Annotated in this window: 18 protein-coding genes; 8 read left to right on the top strand and 10 right to left on the bottom strand. The window is 62.2% G+C overall.

Annotated features, from left to right (window positions below; all coding sequences use genetic code 11):
• Window positions 1–50 precede the first annotated feature (50 nt).
• Window positions 51–602: a tetratricopeptide repeat protein gene (locus ACWGTI_RS02105; RefSeq protein WP_454585588.1), complete on the top strand. Its 552-nt coding sequence runs from the start codon at window positions 51–53 to the stop codon at window positions 600–602.
• A gap of 1 nt (window position 603) precedes the next feature.
• On the top strand, window positions 604–1143 hold the full coding sequence (locus ACWGTI_RS02100; RefSeq protein WP_454585587.1) for a prepilin peptidase: 540 nt from the start codon (window positions 604–606) through the stop codon (window positions 1141–1143).
• Window positions 1144–1221: 78 nt separating this feature from the next.
• On the opposite strand, the gene ACWGTI_RS02095 is transcribed toward ACWGTI_RS02100, so the two are convergent.
• Window positions 1222–1941: a response regulator gene (locus tag ACWGTI_RS02095; protein ID WP_454576897.1), complete on the bottom strand. Its 720-nt coding sequence runs from the start codon at window positions 1939–1941 to the stop codon at window positions 1222–1224.
• Window positions 1928–2461 carry a MarR family winged helix-turn-helix transcriptional regulator gene (locus tag ACWGTI_RS02090; protein WP_112561176.1) on the bottom strand — a complete coding sequence of 178 codons (534 nt, stop codon included), beginning with the start codon at window positions 2459–2461 and terminating at the stop codon, window positions 1928–1930. The genes ACWGTI_RS02095 and ACWGTI_RS02090 overlap by 14 nt, the downstream gene beginning before the upstream one ends.
• 252 nt (window positions 2462–2713) lie before the next feature.
• Here ACWGTI_RS02090 and ACWGTI_RS02085 point away from each other — a divergent pair, with 252 nt between their 5' ends.
• The 3 genes from ACWGTI_RS02085 (at window position 2714) to ACWGTI_RS02075 (ending at window position 4841) form a co-directional block, all read left to right on the top strand.
• A complete protein-coding gene (locus ACWGTI_RS02085; RefSeq protein ID WP_112561042.1) occupies window positions 2714–3607 on the top strand; it encodes a branched-chain amino acid aminotransferase in 894 nt (297 codons plus the stop codon).
• A 145-nt stretch (window positions 3608–3752) separates the two neighbouring features.
• Window positions 3753–4061 (top strand): hypothetical protein, encoded by a 309-nt coding sequence (locus ACWGTI_RS02080; protein ID WP_454585586.1) that lies wholly within the window; start codon window positions 3753–3755, stop codon window positions 4059–4061.
• Window positions 4062–4202: 141 nt separating this feature from the next.
• Complete coding sequence (locus ACWGTI_RS02075) at window positions 4203–4841, top strand: MBL fold metallo-hydrolase (RefSeq protein ID WP_454585585.1); 639 nt, start codon at window positions 4203–4205, stop codon at window positions 4839–4841.
• Window positions 4842–4924: 83 nt separating this feature from the next.
• On the opposite strand, the gene ACWGTI_RS02070 is transcribed toward ACWGTI_RS02075, so the two are convergent.
• The 3 genes from ACWGTI_RS02070 to ACWGTI_RS02060 form a co-directional block, all read right to left on the bottom strand.
• Entirely contained in the window at window positions 4925–5344 is a 420-nt protein-coding gene (locus ACWGTI_RS02070; protein WP_454585584.1) for a BA14K family protein, read from the bottom strand.
• A 195-nt stretch (window positions 5345–5539) separates the two neighbouring features.
• Window positions 5540–5752, bottom strand: a complete 213-nt coding sequence (locus tag ACWGTI_RS02065; protein WP_112561038.1) for a cold-shock protein — start codon at window positions 5750–5752, stop codon at window positions 5540–5542.
• Window positions 5753–6106: 354 nt separating this feature from the next.
• Complete coding sequence (locus tag ACWGTI_RS02060; protein ID WP_006202520.1) at window positions 6107–6319, bottom strand: cold-shock protein; 213 nt, start codon at window positions 6317–6319, stop codon at window positions 6107–6109.
• 486 nt (window positions 6320–6805) lie between these two features.
• Between ACWGTI_RS02060 and ACWGTI_RS02055 the strand changes: the two genes are divergently transcribed.
• Together ACWGTI_RS02055 and ACWGTI_RS02050 are read left to right on the top strand one after the other, a co-directional pair.
• Complete coding sequence (locus tag ACWGTI_RS02055) at window positions 6806–7210, top strand: Kazal-type serine protease inhibitor domain-containing protein (RefSeq protein ID WP_454585583.1); 405 nt, start codon at window positions 6806–6808, stop codon at window positions 7208–7210.
• Window positions 7211–7514: 304 nt separating this feature from the next.
• Window positions 7515–9149 (top strand): tetratricopeptide repeat-containing sulfotransferase family protein, encoded by a 1635-nt coding sequence (locus ACWGTI_RS02050; RefSeq protein ID WP_454585582.1) that lies wholly within the window; start codon window positions 7515–7517, stop codon window positions 9147–9149.
• 8 nt (window positions 9150–9157) lie between these two features.
• On the opposite strand, the gene ACWGTI_RS02045 is transcribed toward ACWGTI_RS02050, so the two are convergent.
• Both ACWGTI_RS02045 and ACWGTI_RS02040 read right to left on the bottom strand, forming a co-directional pair.
• On the bottom strand, window positions 9158–9508 hold the full coding sequence (locus ACWGTI_RS02045) for a DUF1428 domain-containing protein (RefSeq protein WP_454585581.1): 351 nt from the start codon (window positions 9506–9508) through the stop codon (window positions 9158–9160).
• Window positions 9509–9601: 93 nt separating this feature from the next.
• Window positions 9602–10030 (bottom strand): VOC family protein, encoded by a 429-nt coding sequence (locus ACWGTI_RS02040; RefSeq protein ID WP_454585580.1) that lies wholly within the window; start codon window positions 10028–10030, stop codon window positions 9602–9604.
• A gap of 203 nt (window positions 10031–10233) precedes the next feature.
• Between ACWGTI_RS02040 and ACWGTI_RS02035 the strand changes: the two genes are divergently transcribed.
• The gene (locus ACWGTI_RS02035; RefSeq protein ID WP_454585579.1) at window positions 10234–10848 is read left to right on the top strand and encodes a glutathione S-transferase family protein; all 615 of its coding nucleotides are present in this window, start codon (window positions 10234–10236) and stop codon (window positions 10846–10848) included.
• Between the two features lie 49 nt (window positions 10849–10897).
• Here the strand turns inward: ACWGTI_RS02035 and ACWGTI_RS02030 are convergent, their stop codons facing one another.
• The 3 genes from ACWGTI_RS02030 to ACWGTI_RS02020 all read right to left on the bottom strand — a co-directional run bounded on the left by ACWGTI_RS02030 (window position 10898) and on the right by ACWGTI_RS02020 (window position 13213).
• Complete coding sequence (locus ACWGTI_RS02030; protein WP_454585578.1) at window positions 10898–11071, bottom strand: hypothetical protein; 174 nt, start codon at window positions 11069–11071, stop codon at window positions 10898–10900.
• Window positions 11072–11163: 92 nt separating this feature from the next.
• Window positions 11164–11550, bottom strand: a complete 387-nt coding sequence (locus ACWGTI_RS02025) for a nuclear transport factor 2 family protein (RefSeq protein ID WP_454585577.1) — start codon at window positions 11548–11550, stop codon at window positions 11164–11166.
• A gap of 136 nt (window positions 11551–11686) precedes the next feature.
• Window positions 11687–13213, bottom strand: a complete 1527-nt coding sequence (locus tag ACWGTI_RS02020) for an ABC-F family ATP-binding cassette domain-containing protein (RefSeq protein WP_454585576.1) — start codon at window positions 13211–13213, stop codon at window positions 11687–11689.
• Between the last annotated feature and the right edge of the window lie 8 nt (window positions 13214–13221).

Here is a 13221-nt window from a genome sequence, read left to right as displayed (position 1 = left end):
GTATATGGTTTGGTCCTAATGATGCGTCGAGGGATTCTGGGGACAAGAAAATGACAAGGCCAATGCGCCTCGCAGTCGCAGCCAGCGCGCTGGCTGTTGTGCTTGCCGGCTGCCAGACAAATGGTGCCGACACCAACGGGGTCGTCCGCACCAACGAGCCGTCGAAAGGCGACGTAACGTCGTTTGGCGATGCCTTCGACGGGTTGAAGACCGTCAGCGACGTTGAATATTATGCCTCGGATCAGGCCGTCGGCGAGGCCAAGAACCAGTTCCGCGCGGAAAACTACGGCAATTCCGGTGCCTTGTTCTTCAAGGCGACGCAATTGGCACCCAATGATGGCGGCGCCTGGATGGGACTGGCCGCCTCATGTGATCGTATCCATCGTTTCGATCTCGCCGACAAGGCTTACGCCCGGGCTTTCAAGCTGATGGGGGCGTCGCCCGAATATTACAACAATGTCGGCTATTCCTATCTGCTGCGCGGCAAGCTGCAGGACGCCCGCGCGAATTTCCTCAAGGCCTATGAACTGGCGCCCAACGATCCGACCGTGGTCAACAATCTGAAGCTCCTGTCGTCCAGCGTGCAGAACATCGAGCGGTAGAATGTTGCTGATCGAAGCGCTGCTGCTGAAGGCGCTGGCCATTCCTCTGCTTGCAAAGATCGCGTGGCGAGACTTCACCACCCAGAAGATATCCAACAGCAACGTACTGCTGCTGCTTTGCCTGGGCTTGGGCTCACTGCTGTTGTTGGCCGTTCAGTCCGGATCCTGGTGGGACATGGGGCTGAGCGCGGCTGCCGGCCTCTTGCTGTTTCTTGCGCTTTTTCCGTTCTGGGCGTTGCGCAAGGTCGGAGCCGGCGACGTCAAGCTGATGGCGATCGTTCCGTTTCTGACTGGTGGAAGTGGTCTCGCCGTTTTCTCGGTGCTGCTATTGGTTTTCGCCATCGCCACCGCGGCGATCATGAAAAACCCTTTCATGCTGCCTGCCGGCGCGTTTCGCGTCTATGTCCAGCACTTGGACCGCAAGGGCGTCGTGCCGTTTGGCGTGCCGATTTCGGCAGCTGCGATTGGCGCTATAGCCTTCCAGATTTACGGGAGCTGGGTGGTGGCGAGCAGCTCTGGAATCCTGGGCCAGCTTCACTGAACCCCAGTAATCCGTTCGGTCGTCGCGATACCTAAAATCAAAAAGCGCAACCGCCTGGACCGCCTAGCCGAAGCCCAGCTACTCCACACTGAGCCGATAGCCAATGCCGCGTACCGTCTGTAGCCAGACCGGGTTGGACGGGTCGCGCTCGATCTTGCGGCGCAGCCGGTTGATCTGGACGTCGATGGTGCGCTCGCCGACTTCGGAATCGTCGCCGACCAACTCATGGCGCGGTATGGTTTCGCCGGCGCGTGCGGCGAAGATCGCCAGGATCTCCTGCTCGCGGTCGGTCAGCTTCAGCGCCTCGCCGCCACGCTTCAGCTCGCGCCTGGCGATCTGGAAGGTGTAGGGGCCGAAGACCAGCTGCTCGACCTTGGGCGTTGTCGCCGGGCCGCCGCGGCGCAGGATGTTGTTGATGCGTAGGATCAGCTCGCGCGGGTCGAAGGGCTTGGGCAGATAATCGTCGGCGCCGGCCTCCAGCCCGGTGATACGGCTGTCGGTCTCCGATAGCGCGGTAAGCATCAGGATCGGCACGTTCTTCTCCTCACGCAGCGCCTTGGTGAGGTCGACGCCGGTTTCACCGGGCATCATGACGTCGAGGACGAGGAGGTCGAAGTCGAGCCCGGCGAGCTTGCGCCTGGCCTCGCCGGCATTTCCCGCGACGGTGACGCGAAAGCCGTTTTCGGTCAGATACTGCTTGAGCAAATTGCGGATGCGGGTGTCGTCGTCGACCACCAGCAGATGCGGCGCGTCATCGTCCGGCGCCGCCGGCTGGTCCACCCTGTCAATGGTCTCCATGGCTTTTCCCTGACATGTTTGCAGGCACAATGTCGATCTGCGCCCTTAGTTCCGGATTGACCATGGCTTCCAGGAATCTTTCGATCAAGGGGCGCTCGCTGGCTCCGGAATCTTCCAATGCAGCACGGATGCGGCGTGACTGTGGCCGCGCCAGGGCCAGCGCCAGCGCGCGGCCCTTGGCCGTCGGGTAGAGTTCACGCTGGCGGCGGTCGCGCGGGCCCTGCAACTGCACGATATGGTCGGTATCGATCAGCTGCTTCAGCACCCGGGCCAGGCTCTGCTTGGTGATCTTGAGCACGTCGAGCAGTTCGGCGACCGTCAGCCCCGGCCGGCGGTTGACGAAATGCAGCACCCGGTGATGGGCGCGGCCAAAGCCGTAATCGGCCAGGATCTGGTCGGGATCGGAGGTGAAATCGCGGTAGGCAAAGAAGAACAGTTCGATGATGGCGAAGTCGATGCCGTCCTCGTCGGTGATCGCCGTCTTGATCGGTTTTCCGGCAGCTGGGCTTCGATCCGTCATCATTTCTCCGTCAATAGAGGGAAATTATGTCAGTACTATTGACGTAATTTCCCCGCAATGGTAATTTTTGACAAGCTTTTGGGCGGATTGCGAACGAAAAGGCAAGGGAGCGCGGTTTTTCCGGAACTTCCTGAGTTTGCCAGAGCTCGATTATCCGCTTAGGCTTCAAGATACCCGGCCGCCCTGACGCGGCTGTCGCGAAACAAACAAGAACACCAATGATGTGCGGGCCGCCGCCCGCGGGAGGTTTCCATGGCATCCGTTCCCTTCGACCAGCTTGAAGGCTTCATCTGGATGAACGGCGAGTTCGTCAAATGGGCCGACGCCAAGATCCACGTGCTGACCCACGGCCTGCACTATGCCAGCGCCGTCTTCGAGGGCGAGCGCGCCTATGGCGGCGCGATTTTCAAGCTGAACGAGCATACCGAGCGCCTGCATGAATCGGCGCGCCTGCTCGGCTTCAAGATTCCCTATTCGGTGGCCGAGCTCAACGACGCCTCGACCACGCTGTTGAAGAAGCAGGGCTTCCAGGACGCCTATGTCAGGCCGATCGCCTGGCGCGGCAGCGAACAGATGGGCGTTTCGGCGCAGAACAGCCGCATCAACTGCGCCATCGCCATCTGGCAATGGCCGAGCTATTTCGACCCGGCGCAGAAGCTCAAGGGCATCCGCCTCGATCTCGCGGAATGGCGCCGGCCCGACCCGCGCACGGCGCCGTCGAAGTCGAAGGCCGCCGGCCTCTACATGATCTGCACCATGTCCAAGCACGCCGCCGAGGCCAAGGGCTATGCCGATGCCATGATGCTCGACTGGCGCGGCCAGGTCGCTGAAGCCACGGGCGCCAACATCTTCTTCGTCAAGGACGGCAAGATCCATACGCCCAAGCCCGATTGCTTCCTCGACGGCATCACCCGCCGCACCGTCATTGGCCTCGCCAAGGACCGTGGCCTCGAGGTGATCGAGCGCGCCATCATGCCTGAGGAGCTCGAAGGTTTCGAGCAGTGCTTCCTCACCGGAACGGCGGCGGAAGTGACGCCGGTTTCCGAGATCGGCCCCTACCGATTCGAGGTCGGCGAGATCGCCAAGACTTTGATGAACGACTATTCTGCCGCAGTGCAGCCTAAGCATGCGATAGCCGCAGAATAACGGAAATCACAGCTTTTTTCGCAAGCAGGGGCGGTTTTAGGGCCGCCCCTTTTATTTCAGCATTTACGCATTTGACTTTCGTCTAATTCGGCGTCTCATGATGGCGTCGGCCCGGGAGGCTGGCAGCTATGGAGGGACTAGGGACATGGATACGAACACGCTCATTGCGATCGTTGTGCAGGTAATAGCGGGTGTTGTCGGTGGTCAGGCGGTCGGCGTCGCGCTGAAGAATGCGGCGATGGGCCAGTTGACCAAAATCCTGGGCGGCGCCATTGGCGGCGTCGGCGGCGCGGCGATCCTCGGCAGCCTGCTCGGCGGCGGCACGGTCGACCCGGCAGCGGCCGCGACGGCAGCTGGCAGCGCGTTTAACGTAGACAATCTCGTCGGTGGCGCAGGCGGCGGCGCGATCCTGACCGGCATCATCGGTGCGGTCATGGGCGCGATGAAGAAATAAGCCTCGAAATCTCGGGCTTCGTCAAATGGGCGGCCGTTGGGCCGCCCATTTCTGTTTTGGGGTCTGTCAAGATTGTCGCGGAGCTGTGGACGTTGCCTGCCTGTGCCTCTACATCACGCCAGACACAGCGAAAGGACAATCATGGGTCAGCTCAATGCCGGCATCGTGCCGGTCACGCCCTTCCAGCAGAACTGCACCATCCTGTTCGACATGGATGACAAGCATGGCGTCGTCGTCGACCCGGGCGGCGACATCGACCAGGTGCTGGCGGTGCTGAAGGACAATTCGATCTCGGCCGGTGCGATCTGGATCACGCATGGCCATATCGACCATGCCGGCGGCGCCATGGAGCTGAAAGAGGCGCTCGGCATCGAGATCATCGGCCCGCACGAGGCTGACAAGCTGCTGCTCGACAATCTCGAGAAGCAGGGCCAGCGCTACGGTATTGCCGGGGTGCGCAACTGCGTGCCCGACAGGTTCCTCAGCGAGGGTGACACGGTGTCGTTCGGCGGCCACGTGTTCGAGGTGCTGCATTGCCCCGGCCATGCGCCGGGCCATGTCGTCTACTACAACCGGGCGGCCAAGTTCGCCCATGTCGGCGACGTGCTGTTTCGCGGCTCGGTCGGGCGCACCGACCTGCCGGGCGGCGACCATGCGACGCTGATCGCCTCGATCAAGAACAAGCTTTTGCCACTCGGCGACGACATCGGCTTCATCTGCGGCCATGGTCCGGGCGGCCGTTTTGGCGAGGAGCGGCGGACCAATCCGTTTTTGACGTAGCTCGCGACCTGGACGCATCCACGCTGAACAACAAAAAAAGCGCTGGCCTTGCGGTCAGCGCTTTTTGTTGGGGCAGGGATGCCTCAGTTGGCGGTGCAGAAATGCTGCTCACCGTCATTGCCGGTGAACGTGCCGCTGCGGGCATTGAAGCTCCGGTAGCGGTCCGAGCAGTACTCGTACCAGTCGCGGGTCCACGGCTCGGCATAACGGTCGGCATAGACGACGCGCGGCTGGGCGTAGTAACGGCGGACCGGCCGCACTTCGCGGTACTCGTAGTCGTCGTCGTAAGCGCTGTTGTAGCGCGGCTGCGGGTTGCTCAGCGCGCCGGCAATCAGGGCGCCTGCCGCGAGGCCGACGACACCTGCGGCGAGAGCGTCGCCATTATGGTGGCGGCCATGATGATGGCGCCAGCCCCAGTCATCGGCATTGGCTGCAGAAAAGGTGGTGAGCGTGGTCGCGGCGAGCGCGGCGCCCAGGATGGCGGTCTTGAAAATGCGGTTCATTTTGGTCTCCTTCGTGCCGGTCCGGGTAGTTCTTTCGGGGATGCGGTCCGGCCTTGGGGACGATTAATAGGAGACCGTGGCTGAACGGGGGCTGAACGGAATTTGCACCTTTAATTCAGGTCATGCGGCAAAAACCACATGCTTGCGGAAGGCGCTCCGCCTCATCAATCTCCGCCCAGACTGTCTTCAGCCGGCTTAGCCGACCGACAGATTGACGGCCTTCGGACCCTTGCCGCGCTTGTCCGGCTCGGTGTCGAATGTCACTTTCTGCCCATCCTCCAGACCGGGAAGACCCGACGCCTGCACGGCGGAAATATGGACGAAGACATCCTTCTGCCCGTCGTCCGGCGTGATGAAGCCGAAGCCTTTGGCATGATTGAAGAATTTGACGGTGCCGGTCTGCGGCATGGGAAGCTCCCTTTGATCCCATAAAGTCCAGTTTTCGGGCCGGCAAATGCCCGAAGGGAAATTTGTCCTTTATTTTAGCGCCATCGGCAAGAGAAAGTTTTGGCGAACTCGGCAACGATCAAGGGGCTAAAATAGATCGTTGCACCGAAGGCAGTTCTCGTCAGACGATCGCTCCGGCGACCAGCCCGTTCCATGAGCGGGTCGAGTGTCCTTTGCCACGGCGACGGCGGACATGAAAAAGGCGCGACGGGAAACGTCGCGCCTTCGAATATCTGGGACGGCTGACAAAGCCGGTTCAAGCGCGCTCAAAGCGCTTTTTTCGCGCGTCCTGGCGGGCGCGCCGGCAACGCCGGTTCAGGCCGCGCGGAGATTGACCGCCTTCGGACCCTTGCCCATGCGATCGGGTTCAACGTCGAACGTTACCTTCTGGCCGTCGACGAGGGTACGCAGGCCCGAAGCCTCGATCGCGGAAATGTGGACGAACACATCCTTGGCGCCGCCGTCGGGCGTGATGAAGCCGAAGCCTTTGGTCGCGTTGAAGAATTTAACGGTGCCGGTCTGGGCCATTGGGGAAACTCCTTCACCCGTGTCAGTCTTGTGGTTTGCCCGCCGCCTGGCATCGTGGGCAAGTCCCGGTGGTTGCTTCGGCAGTCCTGCATTTGCGCATGGTAAAACCCCCCGCCGAAAACGGGGCCGTCAGAGATTCACAGTATCGGGGAAAGGTCGTCCAAAACGTTCCGCTCTCCGGGTCGCAAATGCCCGAACACAAAATTTATCGCACGGAAACGTGATAGTTGCAAGATAGCGCCGCGGGCCGCGACCATCGACGCTCCCAACGCAGGCGCTTGGATAAACCCGGCCCCGTTGGCGGTCATCAGCCAGAGCCCGGCCACGCATGGTCCAGCGGGTATGGTCCAAGGTCAAAGCAATGCTGGAGAGGGGTGTCGCATGGCTCCGCCGCGCCGCAAACAGGGGTTGCATCTGGCAACGGAATGACGAGGATCGACAGGCGCGTTTTGCGCCGGGACGGGGGGTCTCGAGAGAGGCATATTCATGGGATTTCTTGCGACGATATTTTCGCGCCAGGGTTTTACCCTTCTCTTCCTGTCAGGTCTTCTTGCGGCCTGCACCGTCGTCGTCGATGACGGGCCAGGACCGCGCCCGCCACGGCCTGAACCGGAATTCTGCACCAGGGAATATGAGCCGGTCTGCGCACGGCGCGGTGGCGACCGCCAGACCTTCGCCAATGCCTGCCTCGCCGAGCGCTCGGGCTACCGCATCGTGCGCGACGGCCCTTGCCGTGATGGCGGTGGTGGCGGCGGTGGCGAGGAGCCGACGTTCTGCACCCGCGAATACGCGCCCGTCTGCGCCCGCCGTCATGGCGAGCTGCGCACCTTCCCCAACGCCTGCGAGGCTCGAGCCGCTGACTACCGTGTCGTCGACAACGGTCCCTGCTGAGGGGCTCTTTTTTGCTTCTCCCCCAGGTCCCTGGGGGAGAAGGCAGGTTGCGCTCATCCATCCACGCCGATATAGGCCTTGGCCTTTAGAGGTGTGCCGCCGGGCTTTCACGGTTGCGCTTTGTCCGGCAATGCAGCTTTGCAAACCCGCGATATATCCGCATCTCGCGACCCTTGAATCTGCCACTCGCATGCCTTAGGTCCGGCAAGCGGACAAACACGGCAGGTTTCCCATCAACAGAGATCAGAGAAGAGCGGCGGGTGCTGGAACTGGCGGACAGCCGCCACTAGGCCTCGACCAATATGTGCAGCAGGCGCTGCAGCTGCATCAGGCCGGGCGCCGGCAGGAGGCCGAGACGCTCTACCGGCAGGTGCTGGCGCGCAAGCCCAATCACGCGGCGGCGGCGCACTTCCTGGGCCTGCTGCTGCACCAGACCGGGCGTAGCGCCGAAGGACTCGATCTGATCGAGCAGTCGGTGCGTCTGCAGCCGAAGAATCCCGATTTCCTCAACAATCTCGGCACGGCGATGCGCGATCTCGGTCGCGTAGCAGCAGCCGCCGATTTCTTCCGCGGTGCGGTCGATCTCAAGCCCGACCAGCTCGCGGCACGTGATAATCTGGGTTCGGCGTTGAAACAGCTCGGCCAGTTCGAGGAGGCCGAAGCGATCTATCGCGGCACAGTCGGGCGCAATCCCTTCCATGTCCGTGCCCGCATCGGGCTTGCCGAAACGCTACAGGAGGCCGGGCGTCTGGACGAGGCGCTGGCGAGCTTCCGCGAGGCGCTGACCATCCGGCCCAAGGATGCCGACCTGTTGCATGGGCTCGGCGTCGGGCTGATGGAAAAAGGCAAGCTCGACGAAGCGGCCGATCTGTTCCGGCAGGCGCTGGCGATCACACCGGGCATGGCCAAAGCCTGGCTGATGCTGACGCAGGTCAAGCGCCAGAAGGAGCGCGACGCTGAACTCGCCGGCATGGAGGCACAGCATGCCAAGGCGCCCGCCGACAGCCTGTCGCGCATGCAACTCTCCTTCGGCCTCGGCAAGGCCAATGACGATCTGAAGGATTACAACAGGGCCTTCGACTATTTCGCCGAAGGCAATGCCATTCGCCGCAAGGGCATCGACTACGATCCCGTCAGGACACGCGCCGAATTCGATGCGATGAAGACGGTGTTCGACGCCGGCTTTTTCGAAAAGCACAAGCCAGCCGCGATATCGGACGGCACGCCGATCTTTGTCGTCGGCATGCCGCGCTCCGGCACCACGCTGGTCGAGCAGATCATCGCCAGCCACCCGCAGGTCTACGGTGCGGGCGAGCTCAGCATTTTGAAGACCGCAGTCGGCAAGCAGTTCCCGACAACCATGCCCGGCGACTTCCCCTGGGGACTGGTTGATGTATCCGACACGGAGTTCGCCGAAGCAGGCCGAGCCTATCTCGACATGTTGCATGCCCGCTATCCCAACTTCAGGCATGTCACCGACAAGATGCCCGGCAACTTCCTGCTCATCGGCTTTATCCACATGATGCTGCCGAACGCCAAAATCATCCATTGCGCACGCGACGCGGCGGCGACCTGCCTTTCGATCTACAAGGTGCATTTCCGCGGCGACAGTCACCGCTACGGCTATGATCTCGGCGAACTCGCCGACTTCCACAATCTCTACACCGACATCATGGCGCATTGGCGCAGCGTGCTGCCCGGCATCGTCCACGATGTGCGCTACGAGGATTTCGTCGCCGACCAGGAGGGACAGACGCGGGCGCTGATCGCGCATCTCGGCCTGCCCTGGGATGACAAGGTGCTGTCTTTCCACGAGACCGATCGTCCGGTGCGCACGGCTTCGGCGGCGCAAGTGCGCCAGCCGATGTATCAGGGCTCGATCGATCTGTGGAAGCGGTATGGCGACAGGCTGAAGCCGCTGCTGGACAAGTTGGACTGAGGTGGCGGCTACAGCTCCACGAAGGGCTGGAAGCCGCCGAAGATCATGCGCTTCATATCGAAGGGCATAGGTCGATCGGGTGTAAAACGCGGGTCGGCCATCACCTTGGCCATGACGGCATCGCGGCTCGCGCGCGATTGGTAGACGGCCCAGGCGAAGATGACCACTTCGTCGTCCTTGGCCTGCACGGCACGCGGAAACGAGGTGACTTCGCCATAAGGCACATCGTCACCGATGCATTCCACATAGGACAGCGCGCCATGCTCTATCCAGATCGGCCCAGCCAGATTGGCCAGCTTCTTGTAGTCATCGAGATTAGCCTTCGGCACTGCGAGTACAAAACCATCGACATAGGACATTGCGGGTTCCTTTCGTGAAATCGGGCGCCGGTCGGCAGGGGTGCAACCCGGCGCGTGAAGCGCATCACAGAGGACGATGCGCTCCTGGAGGTACTAGGCCTTCTTCACCGGCGCGTTCATCGCCCATTCGACGCCGAAGGGGTCGCGCATGTTGCCCCACTGGTCGCCCCAGAACATGACCTGCAGCGGCACGGCGACTTCGCAGCCGGCCTCGACGGCGCGCTTCCACCAGGCCTCGATGTCGTCGGCGCCGAGATGGAGCTGCATGGTGTAGCCCTGCGGCTTGACGGCGGGCATGCCGTTTTCGGGATAGAAATCGGAGAGCATCAAGGTCGAGCCGTTGATGTGGAGATGGATGTGCATGGTGCGGCCCTGGTCGTCCGGCGGATAGAAGAACACCTGCTCGGCGCCGAAGGCCTTCTTGTAGAATTCGGCAGCCTCGAAGGCGCCGTCCAGTTGCAGATAGGGGGTCAATCCACCGAGAACTTTCGCGGCCGGCTGAACGGGGGTCTGGTCGGTCATGTCTTGCTCCTCTTTGCGTTTGGTCTGGGCGCTTGATGTGGTCTTGCGAACCCCAGGACGAACGAGGCGGCGGCAATCCTACATAGCCGCTGCGATTTTTTTGGCGTGAAATGAACTTGCGTCGGAGGCGCCCAATCAGAGCGCAATCCTCGCAGCCCGCAGGCTAGAACAGGGGACTGCTTCTTCAACCGCCTGTGACGACCATGATCCTTTACTACCAGACCCATTCGCCCTTCGCGCGCAAGGCACTGGTCTTCGCCCATGAGGTCGGCCTTGCCAATCGGCTCAAGGTCATTCATCACGAGACCAGCCCGACCTTGCGAAACGCCCGTGTCTATGCCGAAAACCCGCTTGGCAAGGTGCCGGTGCTGCTGCGGCCGGATGCGCCACCGCTCTTCGATTCCGATGTCATTTGCGCCTATCTCGACACGCTGCATGACGGCCGCAAATTGCTGCCGCCAGATGGCGAGGCGCGCTGGCAGGCCTTGCGGCTGCAGGCGGTGGCTCAGGGTCTGGCGCAGACTGGTATAGCCTTGCGCTGGGAGACGGAGAGAAGGCCCGAACAGTTGCGCTACGCCGCGCTCGCTGAAGGATACAAAGACAAGATCGAGGCGAGCTATGACTGGATCGACAGCACGCTGGACGACGAGGCGCCGCTGCATGTCGGCCATATAGCGCTCGCCACCACACTATCCTGGATGGCGTTCCGCCAGCTTCCGTCGTTTCGCGCCAGGACACGTCTGACACGCTGGTTCGACGTGTTCGAAAAGCGCGGATCGATGCAGGCGACGCCGCTGTCGGGCGACACGCATGACTGAGCAACGGTCGCCCCGTGGCGGCCTGCATCGATATTTTCCGACTGCATGGTCAGGATGCCCTGCAGATCCGCGGGCCGCTTTGCGCGTCGATGACGATTTCCGGCCAGCCAATATCCTTGCGCAGTTCGATCGGCAGGGACAGCAGCTCGCGTTCGCTGCGATAGCGGGCGCGGTTCTGCGCATAACGGGCGGCGACGCGGCCTATGGATGACAAAATGGACATGATGCTTTCTCCTCAGATGAAGCCGGCATCATCGTGTCGGCATCCCAAGGACGCAGCAGATTCAGGCGATCCGACAGGTCGCTGAAATTATTTTAGAGTACCGATGCGGCAAGGGCAGTGTCGTAGTACTCCACCATCTCGACCACCTTGCCGTCCCGTACCGTCCAGAAATCAGCGGTACGCATGACAAGCTCCTGGCCGTTGGTTCTGCGCGTCAGATGGATTTCGACCTGGGCTGCAATTCTGTCGCCGCTATGGATGATATCAACCGGACGGAAGCTCCGGTATTCGAAATCATTGTCCAGCGACATCAGGCGGGCGAGGAACTCCTCCTTGCCGCTGCCTGCCTTGATATACGGGGCCCCCGGTTCGGCGACCCAGCGGAAGACAACATCGTCGGCGCAGTGGTCCAGCGCACCTTCGATGTCGCGTTTTGCATAGGCATCATAAAGGCTCTTGACGACGTCCACCCCACCCATGACCGTTTCCTCCCTCGGTTTGCGGAAGCTTCAGAATGCGCCTTTTCCGGCCGATGGGGAAGTATCGCCATGTCGCTAATACTTTCGACGGGCCGGCAGCACTTCCAGATGACGGCCCGGACTATGTAGTCACCGCTCAATCGTGTGTCTCGGCCACAGAACGGAAGAAGTCTTCCGGGTCCTCGACTTCCGTCAGCCGCCGTTTGTCGATCAGCCAGAAACGGTTGCCGATGGCGCGGATGAAGGATCTGTCATGCGAGGCGAGCACGCAGCTTGCCTGGTGCTTGAGCAATTCTTCCTCAAGTGCCTCCTGGCCATCGATATCGAGATGGTTGGTCGGCTCGTCGAGCAGGTAGAAGTTGGGATTGGCGAGCCTGAGCGCCAGCATCATCAGCCGCGCCTTCTGGCCGCCAGACAGCACGCCGATCTTTTTCTCCTGCATCTCGATGACCACGCCGGCGCCGGCGAGCAGCGAGCGGGCGCGCTGCTCGCCGACATCGTAGCGGCGCGAGACCATGGCCAGCGGCGTGTCGTCGCCGCTGATCCCGGCCAGCGCCTGGTCGCTGTAACCGAGCACCGTCGACGGCGTCACCTTGACGTTGGGCACGGTGTCCGGCTCGGCAATGGCGTTGCGGATCAGGTTGACGAAACGCGACTTGCCGACGCCGTTGCGGCCGAGCAGCACGATGCGGTCGCCCTGGCAGATGTGGCGCTTGCCGGTCTTGAACAGCAGCGTGCCGTCTGGCGTTTCCACCGCCGCGTCGTCTAGCGTGATCAGCACCTTGGCATGCGTGCCGCGGTTCGCCAGCCTGATCGCTCCGGCCGATTTCTCGCGATGCGCGGATATCGCCGCGTCTTCCAGCCTCTCCGCCCGTTCCCGGAGCTGCTTGGTTTTTACCGTCAGGAGGTCGCTGCCGGAATTGATGCCGATGTTGTTCAGCTTCGCCGCTTGCTTGCGCAGCTGTTGCGCTACCTTTATGTCGCGCTCGAACCTGCGCGCCATCGAAGCGTCCAGTTCGTCCAGGGCCTGCCTTGCCCTGGAGTAGGGCAGCGCGAACACCGGCGGTTCCTCAGGGCGCAGGAACAGCGTGCGGTTGGTGACGGCGTCGAGGAAGGCGCGGTCGTGGCTGGCGATGACCACCGGCACCTCGCGCGGCAGCGCGTTCAGCCAGCTTTCGAGCTGGCTGATCTTGGCGAGGTCGAGATGGTTGGTCGGCTCGTCGAGCAAAAGCACATCCGGATCGGTAACCCAGACGCGGGCGATCAGCGCCAGCCGCTGCCAGCCGCCGCTCAGCGCCCGCATCTGGCGCTCGCGCATCGGCTCCGGCACGTCGAGCGAATCCAGCACCATGTCGACACGCCACATCTCGCTGTCGGCCTGCTCCGCCGGCAAGGCGTCGGCCACCACCTGGTGGAAGGTGCTTCCGAGAAGGGCAGGGGGGACCGACTGTTCGACATGGCCGACGCGCAGGCCGCGCGTGCGGGTGATGTCGCCGGAGGTCGGCTCCATCTCGCCGGTCAGGCATTTGAGCAAGGTCGACTTGCCGCGGCCGTTGGCGGCAACAATGCCGAGCCGGTCGCCGGTGCCGATGGTTAGGTCGAGGTTGGCGAAAAGCGGCGCACTCATGGTGACGCCGAGGGATTTGAGGCTGATCAGGGCCATTGTGATTT

The organism is Mesorhizobium sp. ArgA1 (assembly GCF_053714375.1).
This window is presented reverse-complemented; position numbering and strand designations above follow the sequence as displayed.

Excerpts from the sequence above, each read along its gene's own strand:
- ACWGTI_RS02055 (WP_454585583.1), top strand. The coding sequence starts at position 6,806 with ATGGGATTTCTTGCGACGATATTTTCGCGCCAGGGTTTTACCCTTCTC.
- ACWGTI_RS02040 (WP_454585580.1), bottom strand. The coding sequence starts at position 10,030 with ATGACCGACCAGACCCCCGTTCAGCCGGCCGCGAAAGTTCTCGGTGGA.
- ACWGTI_RS02100 (WP_454585587.1), top strand. The coding sequence starts at position 604 with ATGTTGCTGATCGAAGCGCTGCTGCTGAAGGCGCTGGCCATTCCTCTG.
- ACWGTI_RS02105 (WP_454585588.1), top strand. The coding sequence starts at position 51 with ATGACAAGGCCAATGCGCCTCGCAGTCGCAGCCAGCGCGCTGGCTGTT.
- ACWGTI_RS02090 (WP_112561176.1), bottom strand. The coding sequence starts at position 2,461 with ATGACGGATCGAAGCCCAGCTGCCGGAAAACCGATCAAGACGGCGATC.
- ACWGTI_RS02030 (WP_454585578.1), bottom strand. The coding sequence starts at position 11,071 with ATGTCCATTTTGTCATCCATAGGCCGCGTCGCCGCCCGTTATGCGCAG.
- ACWGTI_RS02075 (WP_454585585.1), top strand. The coding sequence starts at position 4,203 with ATGGGTCAGCTCAATGCCGGCATCGTGCCGGTCACGCCCTTCCAGCAG.
- ACWGTI_RS02035 (WP_454585579.1), top strand. The coding sequence starts at position 10,234 with ATGATCCTTTACTACCAGACCCATTCGCCCTTCGCGCGCAAGGCACTG.
- ACWGTI_RS02080 (WP_454585586.1), top strand. The coding sequence starts at position 3,753 with ATGGATACGAACACGCTCATTGCGATCGTTGTGCAGGTAATAGCGGGT.
- ACWGTI_RS02065 (WP_112561038.1), bottom strand. The coding sequence starts at position 5,752 with ATGCCGCAGACCGGCACCGTCAAATTCTTCAATCATGCCAAAGGCTTC.
- ACWGTI_RS02085 (WP_112561042.1), top strand. The coding sequence starts at position 2,714 with ATGGCATCCGTTCCCTTCGACCAGCTTGAAGGCTTCATCTGGATGAAC.
- ACWGTI_RS02045 (WP_454585581.1), bottom strand. The coding sequence starts at position 9,508 with ATGTCCTATGTCGATGGTTTTGTACTCGCAGTGCCGAAGGCTAATCTC.
- ACWGTI_RS02025 (WP_454585577.1), bottom strand. The coding sequence starts at position 11,550 with ATGGGTGGGGTGGACGTCGTCAAGAGCCTTTATGATGCCTATGCAAAA.
- ACWGTI_RS02020 (WP_454585576.1), bottom strand. The coding sequence starts at position 13,213 with ATGGCCCTGATCAGCCTCAAATCCCTCGGCGTCACCATGAGTGCGCCG.
- ACWGTI_RS02070 (WP_454585584.1), bottom strand. The coding sequence starts at position 5,344 with ATGAACCGCATTTTCAAGACCGCCATCCTGGGCGCCGCGCTCGCCGCG.
- ACWGTI_RS02060 (WP_006202520.1), bottom strand. The coding sequence starts at position 6,319 with ATGGCCCAGACCGGCACCGTTAAATTCTTCAACGCGACCAAAGGCTTC.
- ACWGTI_RS02095 (WP_454576897.1), bottom strand. The coding sequence starts at position 1,941 with ATGGAGACCATTGACAGGGTGGACCAGCCGGCGGCGCCGGACGATGAC.